Annotated in this window: 26 protein-coding genes, 1 tRNA gene and 1 pseudogene; 15 read left to right on the top strand and 13 right to left on the bottom strand. The window is 63.4% G+C overall.

What is annotated here, in order from left to right; translation table 11 throughout:
• Window positions 1-40: 40 nt before the first annotated feature.
• Together ACE103_RS19965 and ACE103_RS19970 are read right to left on the bottom strand one after the other, a co-directional pair.
• On the bottom strand, window positions 41-1,276 hold the full coding sequence (locus ACE103_RS19965; RefSeq protein ID WP_375780825.1) for a lytic murein transglycosylase: 1,236 nt from the start codon (window positions 1,274-1,276) through the stop codon (window positions 41-43).
• Window positions 1,277-1,331: 55 nt separating this feature from the next.
• Window positions 1,332-1,904, bottom strand: coding sequence for a MarR family winged helix-turn-helix transcriptional regulator (locus ACE103_RS19970; protein WP_375780826.1), 573 nt, complete (start codon window positions 1,902-1,904; stop codon window positions 1,332-1,334).
• 83 nt (window positions 1,905-1,987) lie between these two features.
• Here ACE103_RS19970 and ACE103_RS19975 point away from each other — a divergent pair, with 83 nt between their 5' ends.
• The 4 genes from ACE103_RS19975 to ACE103_RS19990 all read left to right on the top strand — a co-directional run bounded on the left by ACE103_RS19975 (window position 1,988) and on the right by ACE103_RS19990 (window position 4,641).
• A complete protein-coding gene (locus tag ACE103_RS19975; protein ID WP_223967818.1) occupies window positions 1,988-2,467 on the top strand; it encodes a carboxymuconolactone decarboxylase family protein in 480 nt (159 codons plus the stop codon).
• 36 nt (window positions 2,468-2,503) lie between these two features.
• Window positions 2,504-3,010 carry a cupin domain-containing protein gene (locus tag ACE103_RS19980; protein ID WP_375780827.1) on the top strand — a complete coding sequence of 169 codons (507 nt, stop codon included), beginning with the start codon at window positions 2,504-2,506 and terminating at the stop codon, window positions 3,008-3,010.
• A gap of 195 nt (window positions 3,011-3,205) precedes the next feature.
• A complete protein-coding gene (locus tag ACE103_RS19985) occupies window positions 3,206-4,099 on the top strand; it encodes a dihydrodipicolinate synthase family protein (RefSeq protein WP_375780828.1) in 894 nt (297 codons plus the stop codon).
• A gap of 119 nt (window positions 4,100-4,218) precedes the next feature.
• Window positions 4,219-4,641: a chorismate mutase gene (locus ACE103_RS19990; RefSeq protein ID WP_212317442.1), complete on the top strand. Its 423-nt coding sequence runs from the start codon at window positions 4,219-4,221 to the stop codon at window positions 4,639-4,641.
• 230 nt (window positions 4,642-4,871) lie between these two features.
• Here ACE103_RS19990 and ACE103_RS19995 read toward each other — a convergent pair whose 3' ends face one another.
• The gene (locus ACE103_RS19995; RefSeq protein ID WP_375780829.1) at window positions 4,872-6,458 is read right to left on the bottom strand and encodes a M23 family peptidase; all 1,587 of its coding nucleotides are present in this window, start codon (window positions 6,456-6,458) and stop codon (window positions 4,872-4,874) included.
• A gap of 169 nt (window positions 6,459-6,627) precedes the next feature.
• The gene (gene efp / locus ACE103_RS20000) at window positions 6,628-7,194 is read right to left on the bottom strand and encodes an elongation factor P (RefSeq protein WP_223967813.1); all 567 of its coding nucleotides are present in this window, start codon (window positions 7,192-7,194) and stop codon (window positions 6,628-6,630) included.
• A gap of 364 nt (window positions 7,195-7,558) precedes the next feature.
• Between efp and epmA the strand changes: the two genes are divergently transcribed.
• The 4 genes from epmA (at window position 7,559) to ACE103_RS20020 (ending at window position 10,201) form a co-directional block, all read left to right on the top strand.
• The gene (epmA, locus tag ACE103_RS20005) at window positions 7,559-8,611 is read left to right on the top strand and encodes an EF-P lysine aminoacylase EpmA (RefSeq protein ID WP_375780830.1); all 1,053 of its coding nucleotides are present in this window, start codon (window positions 7,559-7,561) and stop codon (window positions 8,609-8,611) included.
• Window positions 8,608-9,699 (top strand): lysine-2,3-aminomutase-like protein, encoded by a 1,092-nt coding sequence (locus ACE103_RS20010; RefSeq protein WP_375780831.1) that lies wholly within the window; start codon window positions 8,608-8,610, stop codon window positions 9,697-9,699. The genes epmA and ACE103_RS20010 overlap by 4 nt, the downstream gene beginning before the upstream one ends.
• A 63-nt stretch (window positions 9,700-9,762) precedes the next feature.
• A complete protein-coding gene (locus tag ACE103_RS20015) occupies window positions 9,763-9,918 on the top strand; it encodes a hypothetical protein (protein WP_375780832.1) in 156 nt (51 codons plus the stop codon).
• A gap of 22 nt (window positions 9,919-9,940) precedes the next feature.
• Entirely contained in the window at window positions 9,941-10,201 is a 261-nt protein-coding gene (locus ACE103_RS20020) for a hypothetical protein (protein WP_092113899.1), read from the top strand.
• A 134-nt stretch (window positions 10,202-10,335) separates the two neighbouring features.
• Here the strand turns inward: ACE103_RS20020 and ACE103_RS20025 are convergent, their stop codons facing one another.
• From ACE103_RS20025 to ACE103_RS20040, 4 genes and pseudogenes are all read right to left on the bottom strand, one after another.
• Window positions 10,336-10,728: a VOC family protein gene (locus ACE103_RS20025; protein ID WP_375781147.1), complete on the bottom strand. Its 393-nt coding sequence runs from the start codon at window positions 10,726-10,728 to the stop codon at window positions 10,336-10,338.
• 229 nt (window positions 10,729-10,957) lie between these two features.
• Window positions 10,958-12,043, bottom strand: a complete 1,086-nt coding sequence (locus ACE103_RS20030) for a 3-deoxy-7-phosphoheptulonate synthase (protein ID WP_375780833.1) — start codon at window positions 12,041-12,043, stop codon at window positions 10,958-10,960.
• 235 nt (window positions 12,044-12,278) lie between these two features.
• Window positions 12,279-12,374: pseudogene (locus ACE103_RS20035) on the bottom strand (HdeD family acid-resistance protein); the annotation flags it as partial.
• Window positions 12,375-12,458: 84 nt separating this feature from the next.
• Entirely contained in the window at window positions 12,459-13,496 is a 1,038-nt protein-coding gene (locus ACE103_RS20040) for a PrsW family glutamic-type intramembrane protease (RefSeq protein WP_375780834.1), read from the bottom strand.
• Between the two features lie 514 nt (window positions 13,497-14,010).
• On the opposite strand from ACE103_RS20040, the gene ACE103_RS20045 reads away from it, so the two are divergent.
• Window positions 14,011-14,955: a sulfite exporter TauE/SafE family protein gene (locus ACE103_RS20045; protein ID WP_375780835.1), complete on the top strand. Its 945-nt coding sequence runs from the start codon at window positions 14,011-14,013 to the stop codon at window positions 14,953-14,955.
• 99 nt (window positions 14,956-15,054) lie between these two features.
• Here ACE103_RS20045 and ACE103_RS20050 read toward each other — a convergent pair whose 3' ends face one another.
• Window positions 15,055-16,287, bottom strand: a complete 1,233-nt coding sequence (locus ACE103_RS20050; RefSeq protein ID WP_375780836.1) for a Zn-dependent hydrolase — start codon at window positions 16,285-16,287, stop codon at window positions 15,055-15,057.
• Window positions 16,288-16,445: 158 nt separating this feature from the next.
• Here ACE103_RS20050 and ACE103_RS20055 point away from each other — a divergent pair, with 158 nt between their 5' ends.
• The 5 genes from ACE103_RS20055 (at window position 16,446) to ACE103_RS20075 (ending at window position 18,838) form a co-directional block, all read left to right on the top strand.
• Complete coding sequence (locus tag ACE103_RS20055; RefSeq protein ID WP_375780837.1) at window positions 16,446-16,793, top strand: hypothetical protein; 348 nt, start codon at window positions 16,446-16,448, stop codon at window positions 16,791-16,793.
• 380 nt (window positions 16,794-17,173) lie between these two features.
• A tRNA-Glu gene (locus ACE103_RS20060) sits at window positions 17,174-17,248 on the top strand.
• Between the two features lie 365 nt (window positions 17,249-17,613).
• Entirely contained in the window at window positions 17,614-17,841 is a 228-nt protein-coding gene (locus ACE103_RS20065) for a hypothetical protein (protein WP_375780838.1), read from the top strand.
• Window positions 17,842-17,853: 12 nt separating this feature from the next.
• A complete protein-coding gene (locus ACE103_RS20070; RefSeq protein WP_375780839.1) occupies window positions 17,854-18,282 on the top strand; it encodes a hypothetical protein in 429 nt (142 codons plus the stop codon).
• Window positions 18,283-18,328: 46 nt separating this feature from the next.
• The gene (locus ACE103_RS20075) at window positions 18,329-18,838 is read left to right on the top strand and encodes a hypothetical protein (protein ID WP_375780840.1); all 510 of its coding nucleotides are present in this window, start codon (window positions 18,329-18,331) and stop codon (window positions 18,836-18,838) included.
• Between the two features lie 25 nt (window positions 18,839-18,863).
• Here the strand turns inward: ACE103_RS20075 and ACE103_RS20080 are convergent, their stop codons facing one another.
• From ACE103_RS20080 to ACE103_RS20095, 4 genes are all read right to left on the bottom strand, one after another.
• The gene (locus ACE103_RS20080) at window positions 18,864-19,061 is read right to left on the bottom strand and encodes a hypothetical protein (protein WP_375780841.1); all 198 of its coding nucleotides are present in this window, start codon (window positions 19,059-19,061) and stop codon (window positions 18,864-18,866) included.
• Window positions 19,058-19,255 carry a hypothetical protein gene (locus tag ACE103_RS20085; protein ID WP_375780842.1) on the bottom strand — a complete coding sequence of 66 codons (198 nt, stop codon included), beginning with the start codon at window positions 19,253-19,255 and terminating at the stop codon, window positions 19,058-19,060. The genes ACE103_RS20080 and ACE103_RS20085 overlap by 4 nt, the downstream gene beginning before the upstream one ends.
• Window positions 19,256-19,271: 16 nt before the next feature.
• Window positions 19,272-19,421, bottom strand: coding sequence for a hypothetical protein (locus tag ACE103_RS20090; protein WP_375780843.1), 150 nt, complete (start codon window positions 19,419-19,421; stop codon window positions 19,272-19,274).
• Window positions 19,422-19,685: 264 nt separating this feature from the next.
• Complete coding sequence (locus ACE103_RS20095; protein WP_375780844.1) at window positions 19,686-20,315, bottom strand: LexA family protein; 630 nt, start codon at window positions 20,313-20,315, stop codon at window positions 19,686-19,688.
• Between the two features lie 82 nt (window positions 20,316-20,397).
• On the opposite strand from ACE103_RS20095, the gene ACE103_RS20100 reads away from it, so the two are divergent.
• Entirely contained in the window at window positions 20,398-20,604 is a 207-nt protein-coding gene (locus ACE103_RS20100) for a hypothetical protein (RefSeq protein ID WP_375780845.1), read from the top strand.
• Window positions 20,605-20,611 lie beyond the last annotated feature (7 nt).

Genomic DNA, 20,611 nt, shown 5'->3' on the forward strand with positions numbered 1-20,611 from the left:
CGCAATTTTGTCGCGAGCTCCTCGCAACGACAGTGGATGGCTAACCGCCTTGACGTAACCGCGCCAGCACCTTGAGCCCGCCGTATCCGTCGGCGGGCAACAGGCCTGTCTTGGTCTGGAAATCCTTGATCGCCTGCATGGTGTCGTTGCCGACGCGGCCGTCGGTGCCGCCGGTGTCGAAACCGGCCTTGGTCAGCCGCGTCTGCATCTCCTGCACCTCGGCGAGCGTTAGCGCGCGCTCCGAGCCCGGGAACGGCTGGATGAAAGGCGGTCCGCCGAGACAGCGGTCGCCGAGATGGCAGATCGCCAGCGCATAGTTCATCGACGGATTGTAGCTCTTCACCGAATTGAAGTTCGGGCCGAGCAGGAAGGCCGGGCCGCCCGCGACCGGGATCCAGAGCTGCGCCGACGCGTTCGGCTGCGGAAATGGCTGGCCGTCGGCGCGGGTCACCCCGGCGCTGGCCCAGGCCGCGTAGGTGCGGCTGCCGCCGGCACCGCTGCCGGGCGCACGGACCTCGTAGCCCCAGTGCTCGCCACGATGCCATTTGCCGCGATTGACGAGATATTTCGCAGTCGAACCCAGCGCGTCGTCGGGGCGGCCGAACGGCGAGACCTTGCCGTCGCCGTCATAGTCGAAGCCGACATTGAGCCAGACTTCCGGCATCCACTGCGAATGGCCCATCGCGCCGGCCCAGGAGCCGTTCATCTCGGCCGGCGTGCTCCAGCCGCGCTGCACGATCTTCATCGCGTTGATCAGCTCGGTTTCCCAATAGGCCTTGCGGCGCGGCTCGTTCCAGGCGAGCGCCGCAAGCGAGGGAAACACCGGCGTCATGTGGTTCTGCTGCACCAGCGGATCGCCATAGGCTGATTCAACGCCCCACAGCGCGAGCAGCGTGCCGCGCTCGACGCCGAAGTCGCGCTCGATCCGGGCGAACAGCGCCTCGTTCTTCTTCAGCGCCTCGCGGCCGTGGATGACCCGCCAGTCCGAGACGCGGCGGTTGATGTACTGCCAGATCTGCTCATGGAATTCAGGCTGGTTGCGCATCTGCTTGAACACGCTCATGTCGGGCTCGACCCGTCCCATGCAGCGATTCCAGGTCGCCTCCGAAATGCCCTTTGCCAATGCGCGGGCGCGAAAATTATCGCGCCATTGGTCGAATCCCGCAGGCGCGGCCGCCAGCGCGCCGAGCGGAGTGCCGAGCGTCACGCCTGCCGCGAGCGTTGCCTTCAGCACGGCGCGGCGGGCAGGGGATTTTAAAGAATCAGGCTGTTTCATGCGCCCAGTCTAGCGGCGCCTTCCGGGTGGGCCAAAAGCCATGACGCCGCAAGAACTAACTATCCTGCAAATCTGTGGCGATTTTTGACAGCCATTGCCGGACGATCTGCTCCGACCGGGCGTCGAGGCCGGTGGCGAGCCTGCGCTCCTGGGCCTGGGCGATATGCCGGCATTTCTCCAGTAGCGTGGTTCCATGGCCGGTCAGCGTCCATTGCAGCACCCGGCCGTGGACCGGATGCGGTGTCTTGCGGATCGCGCCGTCGCGCTCGAGGTTGCGGATGATCACGCTCACGGTCTGTGGCGTCAGCAGCGCGACCCGGGCCAGATCAGCGCCCGAGAGCCCCGGATAGGCCTTCAGCATTGTCAGCACGACGAATTGCGGGGAGGTGACGCCGAGGCCCGCCAGCTCGCGCTCCATCGACAGCCGTGAGGCCGCATGCGCCTGACGCAGCAGGTAGGCGAGATAGCCCTGTTCGCCGCGCTTGCCTTCGCCGGGCGGCGGGACGGCGGAGGCGGGCGGGGCGTCTGCGGCCGATCCTGTCCCGATCGCTGCCTTGCGCGCCGCCGCTTTCCCCGCCTGCCGCCGCTCGGCGGCACCGGATTTCCCTCGTTTCTGCATTCCCGCCATGTTGCCTTCGCGAATGTCTGCGTCTTGCTCCATATCAGAGCTCTGATAATATGTCAGTACACTGATAACATGAGGCCGCGCCAATGTCACATGCCCGCAAGGAATATACCGACTTCGAGAAGCTCGCCCCCGATGTCTTCGCCGTCGTGCGTGACCTCGGCCAGTTCGCGGCGAAGGCCGGTCTCGACAAGCAGCTGCTCGAACTGGTCAAGCTGCGCGCCTCGCAGATCAACGGCTGCGCCTTCTGCGTGCAGTATCACATCATGCAGGGCGAGAGCCTCGGCGTACCCGTCGACAAGCTCAACCTCGTCGTGGTGTGGCGCGAGGCGCCGCAATTCTCGGCGCGCGAGCGCGCGGCGCTGGCCTGGACCGAAGCGCTGACGACCATGCCGAACGGCGTCAGCGACGCAGTCTATGCCGAGGCCGCCGCCGAATTCTCCGAAAAGGAACTGACCTACCTGACCTCGGCGATCGCTTCGATCAATGTCTGGAACCGGTTCGGCGCCGCCTATCGCTGGACGCCGCCGCCGCGCCGGCAGCGGGCGGCCGCGGCAGCTTCGTGAGACTGAACAAACAGCAATTGACAGGGAGAACGACCGATGACCTCGATAGCGATGACACCATCTGTTTCATACGCGCGGCCGCCGCGGGCGGTCTGGCTGGCCGTGATTGCGGGGCTGGCGTCAGCTTTCGTAATCGGCAAGGCCTTGCCGACCCCGATAGATGCGATCGCCGCTGTGATCGCACCACTCTGTGCGAGTGCCAACGCGGCGTCGCCGCTCGACAAGGTCGAGGTCATCACCTCGCACGCGCTGCCCAACGTGCCGGGCAAGCGTGTCACCGTCGTGCGCGTGTTCTACGGTCCCGGCGGCTTCACGCCGCCGCACCGCCATTCGGGTACGGTGACGGCCTACATCACCAAGGGCGAGATCCGTTCCCAGCTCGGCGGGGGGCCGGTCGAGACCTTCAAGGTCGGCCAGTCCTTCTTCGAGCCGCCGGGCTCGACCCACATGGTCTCGGCCAATGCCAGCACCACGGAGCCGGCGGAACTGATCGCGGTGTTCGTCGCGGACGAAGGCGCGCAACTGACCACGATGCTGGAATAGCCGCCGGCAATTCCGATCGACGCCGGCCCAATTCCAAAGATCGCAGGCGCGGCCGCGCACTGGACCAGTTTGCTGCGAAGTCCGTGGCAAACTGGACCTTGCAAGCAGAATTGGGCGCGGTGATTGATGGCGCGGCGGTGACGCCCACAATGTGATTTCGCCGCTCGTGCGGCGGTCACCAAACAGGAGCAACCGATGGTCAATCTCAAGGGGCTTTCCGCCTTCCCGATCACGCCCTCGAACAGGGATGGGCAGGTCGACGCGGGAGCGCTTCGCGCCTTGCTGGAGCCCTTGATCGCGGCGAAGGTGAATTCGATCGGGCTGCTCGGAAGCACCGGCTCATATCCGTATTTCAACCGCGACGAGCGACGGCGTGCCGTGCAGGTGGCTGCCGCGCTCGCCGATGGCAAGACGCCGCTCCTGGTCGGCGTCGGCGCGCTGCGCACCGATGATGCGGTGAAGCTTGCGCAGGATGCGCGGGATGCCGGCGCGGCGGCAGGCCTGCTGGCGCCGGTGTCCTATACGCCGCTGACCGATGACGAGGTCTTCGAGCACTTTCAAACGGTGGCGCGTGAAAGCGGATTGCCGATCTGCATCTACGACAATCCGGGCACGACGCATTTTCGATTCACGCCGGCCTTGGTCGGCCGCTTGAGTCACGTTGCGGGAATCGTGGCCGTGAAGAGTCCCGCGCTGGACGCTGCCGCAGTGCCGGGCCATATCGCCGAATTGCGCGCCGTCGTACCGAGCGGCTTTTCGTTGGGTTACAGTGCCGACTGGAATTGCACCGAGGCGCTGCTGGCGGGTGGCGAGACCTGGTACAGCGTGCTCGCAGGAGTTTTTCCCAGCGTTTGCGTTGACATCGTCCGTGCTGTGGCAAGTGGAGATGCCGCCAGGGCGCGGCAGCTTGACGCGCATCTGCAACCGATCTGGCAGTTGCTCAAGACATTCTCGAGCGTGCGGGTCGCCTACGCGATCGCGAATCTCAGGAGGATATGTGCGGCCGAGCCTCCGCGTCCGATCTTGCCGTTGCCGGCGGACGCCCAGAAGAAGGTCAGTGAAGTGTTGGCTGGAATGGAGATCGGCTGATCGCATCGATCAGCTTCGCAATGGGAGCCGCGGTCGCTCCACCGCCATCGTGGCTTCCATCCGCGCATAAAGTCGGCTTAACAATCGCCCGTCGTGCTCGGCTTTCTGGGAGGCGTTCGATGCGATTGCCGGTGGTTCTGTTGACACTTCTGATCCCTGCGGTGGCGTGGGCCGAGGAACCCGCGACCAACGCGCCGGCGTTGTGGGGCAGTCCCACCGTCGACAACGGCGCCTGCTGCAAGACGCTCGGCGAGGTGCGCAGCAATATCGATCGGCTCGACCGCGAGATCGTGCGCCTGATGGCCGAGCGCGGCCGCTACGTCCATGAAGCCGCCCGCTTCAAGGCCAACCCCGCGCAGGTCGAAGCGCCGGAGCGCGCCGAGGCAGTGGTGAAGAAGGCGATGGCGCTTGCGGAAGCGGACGGGCTGTCGCCCAAGGTTGCGGAAGCGGCCTATCGCGCAATGGTCCGCGCTTTCATCGACTACGAGCAGGGCATCTTCGCCGATGCCGCGGCACGCGGCGATACGCCCTGGAAGAAATAGGCGGACGCGGCTCACCATGCGGACCAACGACGCGACCGATGTGGCGCGGAGCGCCATGGCCCCGGGGGCGAGCGGCGTTTGCACGATTTCGGAATAATGGAATATGCCGCTGAGTTGCCCGACGTGTCAAGTTGTCGTGCCTGCTGACGGCAGCCGCCGGCACCTTTGCATGGGGTTGTTTTCGATATTTTGGCAGTGCGCGCCCCGAATCGGTGTCCGCGTCGCTCGCCCTAATTGCCGCCGCCTTCCTGGGTGTCGATGCGATGCACGACGTCGTCGGGCAGGGCGTGCGCCACCGCGGCCGCAGGTCCGGGCTCCGGTCCGATCTCGCGGCCGCGGCCGCGGATCAGCCGCTCATAGGCCGACACCAGCGTGGTGTAGGGATTGACCCAGAGCCAGCCGTCGCGCGTGAACACCTGCACGTCGAAATGCAGGTGCCGTGACGTGCCGTTGGGATGGTCGAGATAGTTGGAGACCACGCCGATCTTCTCGCCCTCGCTGAGGCGGCGTCCGTTGAGCACGCCGTCGGCATCCATCACGGACGGGTTCATGTGCATGTAGCGGAAGCGGACGTGCTCGGTGCTTGTGTTGACCTGCAATGTCGCGGCCTGCTGCTGCGTCGAGCGGATCACGATACTGTCGCGCACCGCGACGACCGCCTGCTGCCTGGGATCGCAACCGTCCTTGCTGTCGGCCGGACACGCGCCCGGCCTGATATCCTGGCCCTGATGGCCGTAGCCGCTGGCGCATTGGCCGACCTCGAAGCTGCGCGCCTCGCAGAAATTGTCCTGCCAGGGATATTCGTCGACGGTCGCGCCCGCCTTGCGCCTGGCGAAGGATTGCGAGTGCGCGAAGGCCGGCGCCTTGTCGAGCGGAAAGCGGATCTGCGAGTACACCGTGAAGTCGGCGTGGCCACCTTGCTGCCTGCGGCCGCCGCTGCCCGCGACGATGTCGCCGCTCGGGCGGTAGGTGAAGTCAGCCGATTGAACCATCGGCCGTTCGGCGATGCCGGAGGTGATGTCGCTGCGCGGCCGCGACGGTTGGCCGCCGGCGATGCGCAACGCCTTCAGGAAGCGCTCGGCCACCGGATAGGCCTCGCGGCAGGCCAGCCGCTTCGGCCGCGGCGCGCTGTCGAGGCACTGGATCGAGACGACATAGGGAATACCGAAGCGGGTGAAGGCGTAGCGGACGTAGCCTTCGCGGATGAAGCGGCGCAGGTCGGGAAACTGCGCGGCCAGCGTCTTGACCGGCTCGCCCTTGCCGGCGAGCCGGTCGGCGAGGTCGTAGACCAGAATCGAGCCCGAGATCTGCACCTCGACCGGCTTTGCAAACGTCCGCGGCGGCATGCCGTCGCCGGCACCCGGGTCGAGCGAGAACACCGCGTCATAGCCGGACGCGCCGGCATGGAAGACATCGGCCGCGCGGAAGTCGGCCTGGTAGCGTGCGACCGACAGGCCGGCCGCTGCGCCGTTCTGTCGTGCGTCGAGATAGCTTGCGGGGTCGAAAGGCAGCAGCACCGGGATCGGGCTCTGCGCAATGCCGGGGAACAGCGGTGACGTCACCGCGTTCAGCTGCACCAGCGCGGGCGTTGACCGCGGATCGGTGGCCGGGACGCGGCGTTGTCCGGCGAAGGTGAAGCTGGAGGCGATGGCCGGATGGGTGGTGATCTCTTGCCGGAGCTGGTCGAGCACGGAGCGCCATTCGACCCGCATGGCCGAGATCGAGGGCGTCCGGAATTCGTCGGCATGAGCGCCGGGAGGAGGCAAGAGCAGGGCTGCCAGCCAGCAACTGATGAAGCTGACGACCTTCCTGTTCACTGCACTCCCCGATTCATGGCTGATCGCAAGAGATTAGAGCAAGTTCCGGAAAAGTGCGTAGCAGTTTTCCGGAAAATTTGAGCTTGAACAACAACCTGATGCGCGGTGATGATTCATCACGACTGCCACCGCGCGTTCGGCGCTCAATCCTTCTGCTCAATCCTTCCTCTTAATCCTTGGCGCGCTCGACGTAGGAGCCGTCCTCGGTCATGACGACGATGCGCGTGCCGGTGGCAACGTGCGGCGGCACGCCGGTGCGGATGCCGTTGGACAGCATCGCGGGCTTGTACGACGACGAGGCGGTCTGCCCCTTGGTCACGGGCTCGGTCTCCACCACTTCCAGCGTCACGCGCTGCGGCAGCTGGATCGCGACCGGATTGCCGTCGTGCATCGACAGCTTCACGGTCATGTTCTCCTGCAAATACGGCGACGACGAACCGACGATCTCCTTGGAGACCTGGACCTGGTCGTAGTTGTCGTTGTTCATGAAGTGGAAGCCGTCGGCGTCTTCATAGAGGTAGTTGTAATTGTGGTCCTCGACGGTGGCCTTCTCGACCTGGTCGGTGGTCTTGTAGCGCTCCGACACCTTCACGCCGTCGCCGATGCGGCGCATTTCGATCTGGCTGACGGGGGTGCCCTTGCCGGGATGAATGTTTTCGGCGGAGAGGACCACATAGAGCTTGCCATCCTGCTCGATGATGTTGCCCTTGCGGATGGAACTGGCGATGACTTTCAAAGGTGTTTTCCTGAATTTGAGAAGCGGGGGCGCAAACCGGACCGGCAGCCCCTCGGCCGTGGCGGCGATTTCGGGCTGCAACATACTGATTTGTCCCTGAGATGCCAGCCTTTTGCGGCCGAATTCGGCAGTTTGCCGGCCGTTCCCGCCGCCCGAATTCGGGCTGCTTGCGCGGGTTGAGCCGAGGCTGCACATGGACAATGCCGGCTTCTTTCGACAAGAAGGGACACGCTTTGCCGCGTTTCACTGAGACCAAGGCCGTGCCGACCATGTATTTGTATGGAATCAAGGATTTGCGCCCGGCTCTTCATTCGGGGCGGTGGCTTGCTAATGTTGAATCAGCATCCGCAGGGCCGGCCGGCCGATGACAACCCATGACCAGCCATCGCCCTGGTGGACGCCGTCGCGCTACGCCGACCGCAGGCCGTTCCTGCAGGCGCGGACCGCGATCACGCGGGCGCTCCGGGCCTGGTTCGAGGAGCAGGGCTTTGCCGAGGTCGAGACCGCCATCCTGCAGATCTCGCCGGGCAATGAGACCCATCTGCACGCCCCCCGTACCGAACTCAGGCAGGCCGATGGCGCATCGGCGCCACGCTATCTGCGCACCTCTCCCGAGTTCGCCTGCAAGAAGCTGCTCGCGGCCGGCGAGCCCAGGATCTACGAGTTCGCGCGGGTGTTCCGCGATCGCGAGCGCGGCGACCTGCATCTGCCCGAATTCACCATGCTGGAATGGTATCGCGCCAATGCCGGTTATGACGCCATCATGGCCGACACGATCGTCGTGATCGCCCATGCCGCGCAGGCGACCGGGATTGGTCGGTTTTCCTTCCGCGGCAAGATCGCCGACCCCTTTGCCGAGCCGGAGCTGCTGACGGTTGCCGCAGGTTTCGAGCGCTTCGCCGGCATCGACCTGCTGGCGACGATATCGGGTGGCGAGGGCGACCGCGCGGCGCTGGCGTCGGCCGCGCGCGAGCGGGTGCGGATCGCCGATGACGACACCTGGTCGGACATCTTCAGCAAGGTGCTGGTCGAGCATGTCGAGCCCAATCTCGGACAGGGCCGCCTGACGGTGCTGTTCGAATACCCGTCGCCCGAGGCCGCGCTGGCGCGCACGAAGGCCGGCGAGCCTCGCGTCGCCGAGCGGTTCGAGGTCTATGCCTGCGGGGTCGAGCTTGCCAACGGCTTTGGCGAGTTGACCGACGCGGCCGAGCAGCGCCATCGTTTCACCGTAGCGATGGACGAGAAGGCCCGCCGCTACGGCGAGCGCTATCCGCTCGACGACGATTTCCTTGCCGCCGTCAGCCAGATGCCCGAGGCGAGCGGCGTCGCGCTCGGCTTCGACCGGCTGGTGATGCTGGCGAGCGGCGCGCCACGAGTTGACCAGGTGGTCTGGACGCCGCCTGCAGGAGAGACATGAACAGGATCGATCCGAAACTGGCGGCAACGCTGCGCCAGCCGCGCGAGCTGGCCGATGCCGGCCTCCTGCCGGTCGCAGCACTCGCCGAGCTCGAACAGGTGGCTGCGCGCTACGCGGTCGCGGTGACGCCGGAGCTCGCGGCGCTGATCGATCCAGCCGACGCCAACGACCCGATCGCGCGGCAGTTCATCCCGAGCGCTGACGAGCTCGTGGAGCAGCCGGGCGAGAACGCCGATCCGATCGGCGACGATGCACATTCGCCGGTCGCAGGCATCGTGCATCGCTATCCGGACAGGGTGTTGTTCAAGCTCGTCCATGTCTGCGCGGTCTATTGCCGGTTCTGTTTCCGGCGCGAAATGGTCGGGCCGGGCAAGGCCTCGGCCTTGTCCGACGACGCCTACCGCGCGGGACTGGAGTACATCCGTACCCATCAAGAAGTCTGGGAAGTCATCCTGACCGGCGGCGATCCCTTGATGCTGTCGCCGCGCCGGCTGTCCGAGATCATGGCCGATCTCGCCGGCATCGATCATGTGAAGATCATCCGCCTACACAGCCGTGTACCGATCGCCGATCCCGAACGCATCAATTCGGACATGATCGCGGCGCTGCGGGTTGCGGGGGCGACGACCTGGATCGCGATCCACGCCAACCATCCGCGCGAGCTGGGCGCCAATGCCCGCGCCGCCTGCGCGCGCCTTGCCGACGCCGGCATCCCGTTGGTGAGCCAGTCCGTCCTGCTGCGCGGCGTCAACGACGATGCTGCGACGCTCGCGGCGCTGATGCGCGCTTTCGTCGAATGCCGGATCAAGCCCTATTATCTGCATCACGGCGACCTTGCACCCGGCACCGCGCATTTGCGCACCACGATCGAAGCCGGGCAGGAATTGATGCGGGCGTTGCGCGGGCGCGTCTCCGGACTGTGCCAGCCGGATTACGTGCTCGACATCCCCGGCGGCTACGGCAAGGCGCCGATCGGCCCGACCTATTTGTCGCAGCCGGCTTCCCGCGAAGGTGAAGATCCGCTGGAACGGCAGTACCGTATCGTCGATTATTGCGGTGACGTTCATCTTTACCCGCCGCAACCGTGAGCCGCGATGAGCGGGGCCGGGGACGGACGGCAGGAGCCGCCCGACGACGAGGGCAGCCGCAGCATGGAAAATGCTGTGATGTTCGGCTTCTTTGTGGCGCTGGTCGCGGCGGGAATCTGGCTCCTTGGCACGATGGCCGATATACGGAAGGTTCAGGATTGCGCAGCGCAGGGGCGACGCAACTGTGCTACCGTCGCGGTGCCGGAACGGGCGCAATAGGGTTGAGAAGCGGAGACGCGAGATGCGGAAGACTGTTTTGTTGATGGCTCTGATGATGGTTGGAGCGCCCCAGGTTGGAACGTCCCAGGCATGGGCGCAGCAACAGGGCGGTTCGTCCTCCATGCAGAAGAATGCGCCGCTGCCGGAGGCGCCGGTCGGACATCGTCAGCCACGCCGCGGCGACGTTGGCAACGAGAAGAATATCAGCGATCCGAACAGCACGGCGAACAAGGAAGACGCTGCGCTCGACAAGAAGATCAAGAGCATCTGCCGCGGCTGCTAGGCCAGCAGCAGCGCCGGCACGGTGCCGGATTTGCGCTGAGCGGCACAGGCATCACGCGACAAGGTGTGGGGGCAAAGCTTTACGCCCCCTCCTGCGCCGTTCGAAAGCGCTAAATCCTCACTCTGGGCGATCGGCTAGCCATACTTGAGGGTGGTGCTCTGTCCCACCTCGATAAGATAGCCATCGGGATCACGGATGTAGCAGCGCCACTCGCCGTACTTCTCCAACGGCTCCGTGATGAACTCGGCTCCTCGACCTTTCCATAGGTGATAGCAGGCTTGAATGTCCGCAACGCGGATATTCAGGAAACTGTTGATGTGGTTCGGGTCCGGAACGCTGAGCGATACCGTCGGCTTGTCCGGTGTGGGTCCGCCCCCGACGTTCAAAATCATCCAGATATTTGCGAGCTGAAGGTACCCTGGCGCGTTGCCGTCTCCGAGGCTCAGAATGCGTGCGTCGAAAACCTTTTCGTAGTAGCGAGCCGATCGCTCGATGTCGGCAACGGTGAGAAATTGCGCTATACTGATCCCCTCCTGCGGGGGGCATCTCGTAGCTCTTCTGCTCGATGTTTACGCCCATTCGGAACTCCTTTTCCGATCCAGAGCCCAGCGGCCATTAGACACCCTAAACCCGTCGTATGGCACCCCAATTGTGCGCCTCGCGCTGGAACGGGTACCAACTCGCCAATGCCCCGGAGAGCTAGCGGAGCGCGATCTGGTGCGCACCGCTAGCAAGCGCTCAATCCGTCCGGCCGCGTCAGGCCGAACGCTCCTGCAGACCGTCACGCCGCACGCTGCGCCTCGCGTCGACGGCATCGGCCAGCTGCTTCAAGACGTCAGCCGTCGTCGCGAGGTCGATGCAGCCGTCGGTGATGCTCTGGCCGTAGGTCAGCGGCTTGCCCGGCACGACGTCCTGGCGTCCCGCGACAAGGTTGCTCTCGATCATCACGCCGATGATGCGCTGTTCGCCGCTTGCGACCTGCTGGGCGATGTCAGCGGCAACCAGCGGCTGGTTCTCCGGCTTCTTGCTGCTGTTGGCGTGGCTGGTGTCGATCATCAGCCGAGGCGCGACACCGGCGTGGCCGAGCTCGGCGGCGGCCGCATCGACGCTCGCTGCATCATAGTTCGGTGCCCGGCCGCCGCGCAGGATGACGTGGCAGTCCTCGTTGCCGCTGGTCGCAGCGATCGCCGAACGGCCGCCCTTGGTGACCGCCATGAAGTGATGCGGGTGCGACGCTGATTTCACCGCGTCCGCCGCAATGCGCACACCACCGTCGGTGCTGTTCTTGAAGCCGACCGGGCAGGACAGGCCGGACGCCAGCTCGCGATGGATCTGGCTCTCGGTGGTGCGCGCGCCGATCGCGGCCCACGAGACCAGATCGGCGATGTATTGCGGCGTCGTCATATCGAGGAATTCGGTGCCGGCCGGCAGGCCGAGATTGTTCACGGCCGACAGCACGTTGCGTGCAAGTCGCAGGCCCTTGTTGATGTCGAAGCTGTTATCGAGGTCGGGGTCGTTGATCAGACCCTTCCAGCCCACGGTGGTGCGCGGCTTCTCGAAATAGACCCGCATCACGATCTCGAGGCGGTCGGCGAACTGTTCGCGCAAGGTCGCGAGACGCTCGGCGTAATCGACGGCCGCCGCGGGATCGTGGATGGAGCAAGGGCCGACGACGACCAGCAGGCGGTCATCGGTGCCGTTGAGGATCGCGTGGATGGCGTTGCGGGCGCCCATCACGACGCGGGTCGCCGTCAGGGTGCGCGGGACCTCCCGCATCACCTCTTCGGGCGTACTCAGCTCTTTCAGTTCCTTGATGCGAAGATCGTCTGTCGTACTCAACACGGCTGGCTCCTTTGGATTTTTCGGACCTGCCGGCATAAAAAAGCCGCCAGGTCTGGCGGCTTGTTTTGGACGTTTGCTGCAATTCTTCAGATTGAGCGCGATCCTCCTGCCGCCAGCGAGCTGTCGTAGCTAAAGTACCAAAAATAGCTGGTTGCGACGGTGATCATGGGCGGCTCTATAGCGCAGGGATTTTTGCCTGTCACCCCCCAAATCCGCGAGGGCAGCCAGTTGGCCGTCAGGTGTTGCGCGCCGCCAACGCCATACCTATCAGCGTCGCCCCGTCGAACGTCAGATTGAGGCCGACCAGCAGGCCGATCGCCCATCCCGCCGAGATCGTTGGATAGGGTCATCGCCGCTCTCCAGATCGGCAACCGAAAAGTCTGCAACGGCCAAGTCTGCGAGCGTGCGGCGTATCCTAGCTCTGGCCCGGCGCCGACGGAAAGCCCTCCGCGGCGGTCCGCATCCGGTTGCGGCCAAGGAAATAGACGGCAGTGGTCGCGATCAGCAGCGCCAGTCCGATCAGGATCGAGGTGAAACCGATCGGGACCAGGATGAACGACGCATTGCGCTCGGGGTTGACGTACCAGTGATGCAGCGAGGTGAGCAGGAAGGCGACCCCGGCAAAGCCGGTGCCACCGCCGACCAAGAGCAGTGCCCACATCCGCCGCAACTGGCTCAATCGCTCGCGCGCAACGTCGGTGCGCGGGGAATGATGCCTGCCGAGGCGGCGCACCAGGCGGATTGCGAAGCCGATCGAGGAGAAGCCGATCAGCACGCTGGCCGAACCAAGCAGCAGGTGCGTGGTCGAGCTGAGATCAGGAATGCGCTGCAGCGCGAGCAGCGGAAAATCGAACGCTGCGTGCAGCAAAACCGGCGCGACCAGCACCAGCGTCCAGTTGGTGATGCGCGCCCAGTCGCGGTGGCCGCGGTAGGCGCCAAGCGCGCCGCCGGAGCGCGCAATGGCAAGGTAAGCGCCGGCGATGATGCCGAGGGCGCCGTGGAACGGCACCGTGAGCACGCTGCGCAGCGCCGCGAGCGCCCGCCACATGTCCTTGTGCTGGACGAGGTAGGCGAGGTTCTCGTAAGCCGCAAATCCGAGGCCCGCGGCCGCGCCATAGACCACCGTATCCATTGGATCTGCGAAGGCGCGTCGGCGCGTCGAGATCACGACGATGACGAGAACCTTGACGATCTCCTCCGGCGCTGCGACGCCGAACAGCGCGCGCACCGCTTGGGTCGCCCAGGGATTGTCGGGAATGGCGAGCAGCGCATTGAACGGAATTCGCGCCAGGCCGAGCAGCGAGATGCTCGCCGCGCCGAGCACGAAGGCGAGCCACACCTGCACCGGCGGTCCGGGGCGTTCGTCGGCGGCAATCACCAGCCACAACACCAGCAGGGCGGGCGCGATGGCGGCGGCGCCAATCACAGTCGGAAGCGACTCAAGCAACAACATGAGCCGGTCGGCCCCTTTTACGGCACCAAAGCGATGCGTACCGAAGAAATGGCAGCAAGTTCAGCGGATTGCAAATCGGGCAACTGGGAAATCGGCTCGGCTGACGCACTTCTCGTGTCCAATATGCCACGGTTGCCGGCGAAAACGCGGCGCGGGCCTCGATCGGCTGAAAGCTGAGGGCGGCGACCGGCTGCCGGGCAGTTCCTGACGGCGAAAACGCCCCTGCGGCGTTCCAGGCGCAGTGCCCAGTACCCGAACCGTGATCGAGTGACGATCAGTCGGTCCAGCCAGTTCGCTTTGATGTCGCAAGCCGCGCGGCGATGGCGTGTCGGAGTGAGATGGGGGTGCATCGACAAGGTGGCTCACGGCATGACGAGGTCGTCGACCCGTGGATCGGGCGAACCTCACGGCGCGTGGCCGTGGCACGACGTGGCGGCGGCAAGTTTCGGCACCGCGCCTGTTTCCATGGGCTATAATGTCGCGGGCAAAGCGACTGATCCGGTAAAAGCCAAAGATGTCTTCGATTGATTCTGCTGTGATCGTTCTTGCCGTGATCGCCCTGTTTGCGGCCTTTGTGAACGGTGCGCTGGGTTACGGGTTTTCCTCGCTCACCGTGCCGGTCGCGCTTGTCTTCTATACCAACCGCGTTCTCAATCCTGCGGTCGTCATCGTCGAAGTCTTCGTCAACCTGTATGTTCTGTGCATCAACCTGAGCGGCGTTCCGGCCGTGTGGCGGCGCGTGCTGCCTATTCTCATCGGCATGCTGCCCGGCATTGCAGTCGGCGCCTTTGCTCTGACGTCGCTGCAACCCGGCTGGATCAAATTCGCCACCTACTCGATCATTCTGCCGCTGATCCTGCTGCAGGCGGCCGGTTGGCGGAGGCCGATCCAGTCGAGATGGCTCGTCGGTTTGCCGTTTGGAACGGCGCTCGGTGTCCTGTACTCGGTCACGACCATCTCGGGACCACCGCTGGCGATCCTTTTCAACAATCAGGGCCTGGTCAAAGACGAGTTTCGGGCCGGCCTCGCGCTGGTTCGGGTGACGGAGTCCGGCTTGACCGCGATCGCGTACTACAAGCTCGGTCTGTTCATCGAAGAGAGCCGGAGCATCTTGTTCGTGCTCGTTCCCTGCGTTGCCGTCGGCATACCGTTCGGTGCCTGGCTGATCCGGCGGCTGGATGCCGAGACGTTTCGCCGGATCTGCATGAGCTTCGATGCGTGGGTCGTCGGATTCGGACTGTCTCGCGTGTTGGTCGAAGTGAAGCTGGTGGAAAGCCCGTGGGCCTACAGCGTCATGGCCGCAACGATCCTGATCGACGTCTGCTTGTTGTACGTGTTCTTCACCGTGCGGAGAGGGACCGCGCAGAGCTCACATGCGTTGGCTCCGCAGAGATCCGGAATCGGCGCGGCCCAACCTGATGGCGACAATGCCGCGGGGCGGCGTTCGCAAGGTGGCTAGAGCGCTTTCGGTTCTGATTGAATCAGAACCGAAGCTCTTGATTCTTGTTTTGACGCGTTTTCTTCACGCGGACCGGTGTCCACTTCGCTTGAAAACACTCTAACTTGCCAGCAGGCGGCGGCAGGTTTCGACGAACACCTCGGCGCCCGTCACGATGTCGGCGTCGTGGGTGTTCTCGCTCCAGTGATGGCTGATGCCGTCGATCGACGGCACGAACAGCATCGCCGCCGGCATGATGGTGGCGAGGACCTGGGCGTCATGGCCGGCGCCGCTCGGCATCCGGATTGATTTGCCGCCGGCGCAGGCGGCGCTCGCGGCCTCGATCGCGTCCTGGAAGGCAGGCGTCATCATCGCGGGCACGCCGGTGCGGATGCGCTCGACCTTCACGCCGCAGCGGCCCTGCGCGGTGGCATCTTCTGCCAGACGATGCAGATGCGCCTCGAGCCGCGCGATCACCTCGGGATTGTCGTCGCGGATCTGGAACAGCATCTCGGCGTGGCCTGGAATGATGCTCGGCGCGCCCGGGTCCAGCGTGATGCGGCCGGTGGTCCAGACCGTGCGCGGTCCGCACAGGGCAGGGAAGCCGTCGTCGATCGCGATGCAGAACCGCGCCAGCTCTAGGCCCGCATCCTTGCGCACGGCCATTCGTGTGGTGCCGGCATGGTTCTGCTCGCCAGTGAACGTGATGCGATATTGCCAGATGCCGACGATGGAGGTGACGACGCCGATCTTGAGCCGGCTGCTCTCCAGCGTGTCGCCTTGCTCGATATGCGCTTCGAGATAACCGATATGGCGGCGAGGTTCGGCGCTGAGGCGCGGGCGGCCGGCGAAGCCCGCATCGTGCAACGCCTGGCGCATTGTGCGATCGCTGGAGCGGTCGCGTGCCGCATCGATGTCGGCCTCGGTCACCGCGCCTGCGAACGACCGGCTGCCGAGGAAGCTGCCGAAATGTCCTTCCTCGTCGCACCATGCTGCGACCTCGACCGCGCCGTCGATGCCGGGATCGCTGTTGATGACGCGCGCGGCTTCGAGCGCATAGATCACGCCGAGCGGCCCATCGAGCCAGCCCGCATGGTTCTGACTTTCGAGATGCGAGCCCGCGAGCAGCTTCGGTCCCGCTTTCGTGCTGATGCCAAACACGTTGCCGATGCCGTCAATCGTCGCGGCGAGGCCGGCATCGGGCAGGTGCGTCGCAAGCCAGTCCAGCGAGCGCAGATGCGGCTCCGAGAAAGTCGGCTTGTGCACGCCAGTCCTGTAGGCGCCGATCGCGCGCAGCGCGTTGAGATCGGCGAGCACGCGCTTGCCGTCGAAGCGACCGTTGATGCCTGGCATGGTTGGACTACTCCGGATTAGCGTCTTGGTGCCTCAATCCCGTCTTGATGCGGTCGCGGTTGGATGCGACGGAACAATCAGGGTGAACGATTTCTTAGCGGTTCTGCTCTTAGTTCGCAGAACTGATGTCGCGGTACGAATAGCGTGTGAGTGTGATCATGTCTGCATTCAGGAACTGGGCTCGCAAGGCCGCCGTGCTGTTTCTTCCGATCGCGCTCGGCGCCTGCGCGCAATACTCGCAGCAATACAGCATGACGGCTCCCTCGCCGGGAACAGGTCCGTTGGCCTGGGATGGCGCTGGGCAGGATCCCAATCAGCCGCAGCCGCGACGCCATGCGCGGAATGCGTCACCGGCGGCGGCAGAGACGCAACTTTCGGAAGAGGATGCCGACAACCGGTTGGCGCGCAAGCTCGTGATCTGCAGCACCTGCATCAAGCAGAAGCCAGCGGTGGCGGCGGCGCAGCCGACCGATCGTCAGGACGTCGCGAGCGTGACCAATCGCTAGCGCGCCGTTGCCAGACATCAACTCGGCCTGCAGGCCTTAGTTAGGCCACGATGTGGTTCGATGCGCAGGCCCATGTCGCTCCGAAAACTCATTGTTCCCGCCATCGTCATCGCGCTTGCCGCCGCCATCCTGATTCATGGGGGCGGTTCGCGGGCCCATGCGCATGTGCCGCTGCATTGCGGTTTCTGGACCTCGATCGAGGCCGGATTGTCGTGCAGGTAATCTCCCGCAGGTGGCCTGGGCGGGCAGTCCGGGAAAAGCGTTCTGAACGCTTGCCCGTCCGGCCAATCGCCACTATACGTTCGCCCGTCGCGGCCGGTTGCAGGTCACGGCCAGTACGGCATGTCTAACGTCTAACGTATTGATTTGCCGGGGGTTTTGCTCCCTTCGTCTATCGGTTAGGACGCCACCCTTTCACGGTGGAGAGAGCGGTTCGATTCCGCTAGGGAGCGCCATTGCGCATCATTGGCTTTAATTTCCTTGCAATATCAATTACTTGACGCTCCGGCAATTCTCGTGTTGGACATTTTGTTGGACGCGCCCCGACCATTCAGGTTCGCCTCTTGTTCGTCTGCGAAGCTGCAAGGAACGGCAGCAAAGTTTTGGCGTTGAAACCATGAAGCGAGATCATATGTGACGCATGTCACAGTAACCCGTTTGTGTTGTTGCGACAGCAGCACACCGGGGTCATAATTGTAATACAGGGTCTTACATCAGAGGCCGCCCTTGTTGGATCGAACTGGATCTACGGCTAGCGTAAGACTTCCTTAACTCGAATGCGCAGAATCAAGAATCAGAAAATGCGCTTGAAAGACGCGACATGGCCGCTCTGATGGCTTTTCTTCAGGCTACCGTTGCCGACATTTCCGAGTGGGTTAGTCCGTCTAAAAAGGCGGATACGTTGACCGTCGGCTCCGACGCGCCGGCAGTTGGAAAGTACAAAGTCGATTACTCCGAACCCACACAGGCTCAAGTCGATGCCGCTAACGCGGAGTGTGCTGACCTGTTTAAAAGTGGTGAGTGGATTTCAGTCAACCGGAAGTCGTGATATTGCCCCTATATGGGGCATATCGGATATCCGCTTAGCACACTCCCTCGGCAATATGATGTTGTCTGGTGTCTTTATCCGGAGAGCGGACTCGCGCCCGGGCCGGTCGCGCGCCCCTCACTGGTGTTAGACGTCCGCATCAATCAAAAAGAACAGCTCGGCGCCGTCATTTGTACGTACGGTACCGGTGAATTCGATAGCAGCCATTTCGCTGCCGATCTCATCATTCCATCGAACGAATACAAATCGCTGGGGCTTCACAAGCCGACACGTTTTGCATTGTCGCTCAATAGTCGGATGCAGCTGCTCTGGGGACCGAAATACTTCGTCGCCCCTGAATACGTTCGCTCGGCAAACGTTGTCATCGGTGGATTAAACGATGTCCAGATCCAGCGAATGCTGGCTTGCCTCAAGCATCGCGGGTTGCAGCCTTACGCATGAAGGTCTTTTTCGTCAGCAGCAATCTTGTTCTTTAAGGCTTTGATCTATGGGCGAAGATGATCATCATCTCTCCGATGAAGACTTCCCGATCGAGGAGGCAACGCCTGATGAGACCATCCAATACCTAGGCGAGCATTTGGATGGTGCATTTGCCCTCATGATGGCCGGCGGCCTGGAAGCCAATCTTGAGGATATGCTAACCGCTGTGTGTCGCCCTTTGTCTAATACGATGCGCGCCAAGATATTCGATGGCTACGGGCCACTGAGTCAATTCTCTGCGAAAATCGATATCGCATACATTTTCGAACTGATCGACAAAACAACATACGACGATCTGCGGGCCATCAAAGACATTCGCAACAAATTCGCCCACACAACCAGCTACGTTCTGTTCAGCAATGAACATATCGATCGGGAATGTCAGAAGCTCAGCGGATGGAAAAAGGACCACGACAACCGCCTTCTGTTCGAAAACCGATGCATCGCTTGCAACGACGTCGTCACAGCGCGGGCGAAGGCTGCGCGGGATCGTGGCCGGCCACTATCGCCAGACTGATCCCACGGACAGCAAACAAACGGAATTAAATGCTCTGCGTCGAATCCAGTCGTGCAAGATGACGCCGAGCGCGGCTGACGGGACTCTCGTAATGTTTGATCGCCTCGAGCTCTTGCTCGAGGCGATCAAGTAGTGGCGCATATTTCTCCCCATGCAGGATGATCACCTCGGAAACGAGCGCGATTGCATCGAGCAGGCGTTTCTCGGTGATCTGCGCGGTCATGCACGAGATCCCGGCTTCGTCAGTTGCAGTTTGTCACCCACGACTTCCGCGCGACCGCCGGCGATCAGGCGGTCGGCCATTTCGCTCGTGATCCTCCTGGCGCCGAACCGCCAGCCGCCGCGCGGGTGCCGCTCGAATGGGCTGTATTCGAGCAGCGCGAGCGCAATGTAGTGATTGCGTTGAAGGCGCTTCATCAGGGAAGGGCCGCTCTTACAGGCTCGGTCCGGCGAGCTGATGCGCCAGCGCACGAGCGTCCGCTACGTGGGCTTTGATTTGCGCGCGGGTGAAGCCGAGCCGCTCGAGATCGTCTTCGGTGATGCCGCCCTCACGGTAGGACGCGGCGCGCATATCGTCGGCCATGCGCTTGACCGTCTCGCTCGGAGACAGTGGCGAACGCGGCTTCACCAGCGCGGTATCAATGTATTCAGGGACTTTTGCTTGAGCGGCAGCTGAGCGGCTGATGGCGGGAAGGCGATTGCAGGAAGGACGTCGCATAGGGGTTCCCCGTTTGTTTCACGGGAAACAAAATCTCACCAATATGGTGTTTGGTCAATTCTCAAATCACCAAAACGGTGACGATAACTAAAATGGTGTTCTGGTGTTGCCAGATTGGTCCTTGATGAATTAGCCCAAATCGTTGATGACGCGGCCGACGCGACCGACGACGAGCGTCTCGCTCGACATTTGAATGGTCTCATGATCGGGATTCGTAGAAAACGGCTGCAGTCGGGGCGGATTGCCGTGACGGTATCTTTTGAAGGTGGCGTCGCCCTCCGGCGTGCCGAAAACATAGAATTTGTCGGTGAGCAGTCGGTGGTCGGACAGATTGACACAGATGTACGATCCGTCAGGGGCGATCCGATCCATGGAGTCGCCCTGTACTTCGAGGACAATCCAATCGCCCTTTGGCAAATCAGCGAGATAAACGTACTTTCGTACGTCTGACTTTCTGACGCCTTCCTGGCTCGCGAGGCGTCCAGCGCTGACCCACGATAGAAGTGGCGCTCGAAACGTCCTTAGGCCGGGGAATACCAGCCGCTCGGGTGACGTGCGCAGGGCCGGGGCCAACCGCTCGGCCCAGAGCGCCGTCATCTCTCGCTCGCCGTGAATCAGTCGATTGATCTGCTGGGGGCTTGTACCGGCGGCTTTAGCAAGCTCTGCCTGCGTTACATCCGGTCGCCTTGTGAGGGCGTCAGCCAGCCCGTTTGGGTATTTCTCCTTCATAGCGGCAATGGGCACCAAATTGGTGTTCAATCATAGCACCATTTTGGTGAGTATTACTTGCGAATCATCACCATATTGGTGACGTAGTGGGGTTATGCGCTTTGACCCTTGGATGATCGCTAACAGAGAGAGCAACGCCGGCTTCGGAAAGCGGGCCGGCTGGAGTGGCGAAACCGTACGCCGCTACCGAGCCGGCGAACGCGAGCCCGACAAGAAGGCGATGGCAACGATCTTCGAGCTGACCGGTGGCGAGGTAACGCCGAACGACTGGGTCGGCGTCGGTCCTCGGACCGAAAGCGCCGGGCAACAGAACGCATGACCGACAG

This window comes from Bradyrhizobium sp. ma5, from assembly GCF_042258955.1.
Classification (GTDB): domain Bacteria; phylum Pseudomonadota; class Alphaproteobacteria; order Rhizobiales; family Xanthobacteraceae; genus Bradyrhizobium.

Coding starts and splice junctions, on each gene's coding strand:
- ACE103_RS19990 (WP_212317442.1), top strand. CDS start 4,219: ATGCGATTGCCGGTGGTTCTGTTGACACTTCTGATCCCTGCGGTGGCG.
- ACE103_RS20045 (WP_375780835.1), top strand. CDS start 14,011: ATGTCTTCGATTGATTCTGCTGTGATCGTTCTTGCCGTGATCGCCCTG.
- ACE103_RS20015 (WP_375780832.1), top strand. CDS start 9,763: ATGGAAAATGCTGTGATGTTCGGCTTCTTTGTGGCGCTGGTCGCGGCG.
- ACE103_RS19970 (WP_375780826.1), bottom strand. CDS start 1,904: ATGGCGGGAATGCAGAAACGAGGGAAATCCGGTGCCGCCGAGCGGCGG.
- ACE103_RS19965 (WP_375780825.1), bottom strand. CDS start 1,276: ATGAAACAGCCTGATTCTTTAAAATCCCCTGCCCGCCGCGCCGTGCTG.
- ACE103_RS20090 (WP_375780843.1), bottom strand. CDS start 19,421: ATGGCCGACGATATGCGCGCCGCGTCCTACCGTGAGGGCGGCATCACC.
- ACE103_RS20020 (WP_092113899.1), top strand. CDS start 9,941: ATGCGGAAGACTGTTTTGTTGATGGCTCTGATGATGGTTGGAGCGCCC.
- ACE103_RS20010 (WP_375780831.1), top strand. CDS start 8,608: ATGAACAGGATCGATCCGAAACTGGCGGCAACGCTGCGCCAGCCGCGC.
- ACE103_RS20085 (WP_375780842.1), bottom strand. CDS start 19,255: ATGAAGCGCCTTCAACGCAATCACTACATTGCGCTCGCGCTGCTCGAA.
- ACE103_RS20050 (WP_375780836.1), bottom strand. CDS start 16,287: ATGCCAGGCATCAACGGTCGCTTCGACGGCAAGCGCGTGCTCGCCGAT.
- ACE103_RS20040 (WP_375780834.1), bottom strand. CDS start 13,496: ATGTTGTTGCTTGAGTCGCTTCCGACTGTGATTGGCGCCGCCGCCATC.
- ACE103_RS20100 (WP_375780845.1), top strand. CDS start 20,398: ATGATCGCTAACAGAGAGAGCAACGCCGGCTTCGGAAAGCGGGCCGGC.
- ACE103_RS20055 (WP_375780837.1), top strand. CDS start 16,446: ATGTCTGCATTCAGGAACTGGGCTCGCAAGGCCGCCGTGCTGTTTCTT.
- ACE103_RS19985 (WP_375780828.1), top strand. CDS start 3,206: ATGGTCAATCTCAAGGGGCTTTCCGCCTTCCCGATCACGCCCTCGAAC.
- ACE103_RS19975 (WP_223967818.1), top strand. CDS start 1,988: ATGTCACATGCCCGCAAGGAATATACCGACTTCGAGAAGCTCGCCCCC.
- ACE103_RS20065 (WP_375780838.1), top strand. CDS start 17,614: ATGGCCGCTCTGATGGCTTTTCTTCAGGCTACCGTTGCCGACATTTCC.
- epmA (WP_375780830.1), top strand. CDS start 7,559: ATGACAACCCATGACCAGCCATCGCCCTGGTGGACGCCGTCGCGCTAC.
- ACE103_RS20070 (WP_375780839.1), top strand. CDS start 17,854: ATGGGGCATATCGGATATCCGCTTAGCACACTCCCTCGGCAATATGAT.
- ACE103_RS19980 (WP_375780827.1), top strand. CDS start 2,504: ATGACCTCGATAGCGATGACACCATCTGTTTCATACGCGCGGCCGCCG.
- ACE103_RS20080 (WP_375780841.1), bottom strand. CDS start 19,061: ATGACCGCGCAGATCACCGAGAAACGCCTGCTCGATGCAATCGCGCTC.
- ACE103_RS20075 (WP_375780840.1), top strand. CDS start 18,329: ATGGGCGAAGATGATCATCATCTCTCCGATGAAGACTTCCCGATCGAG.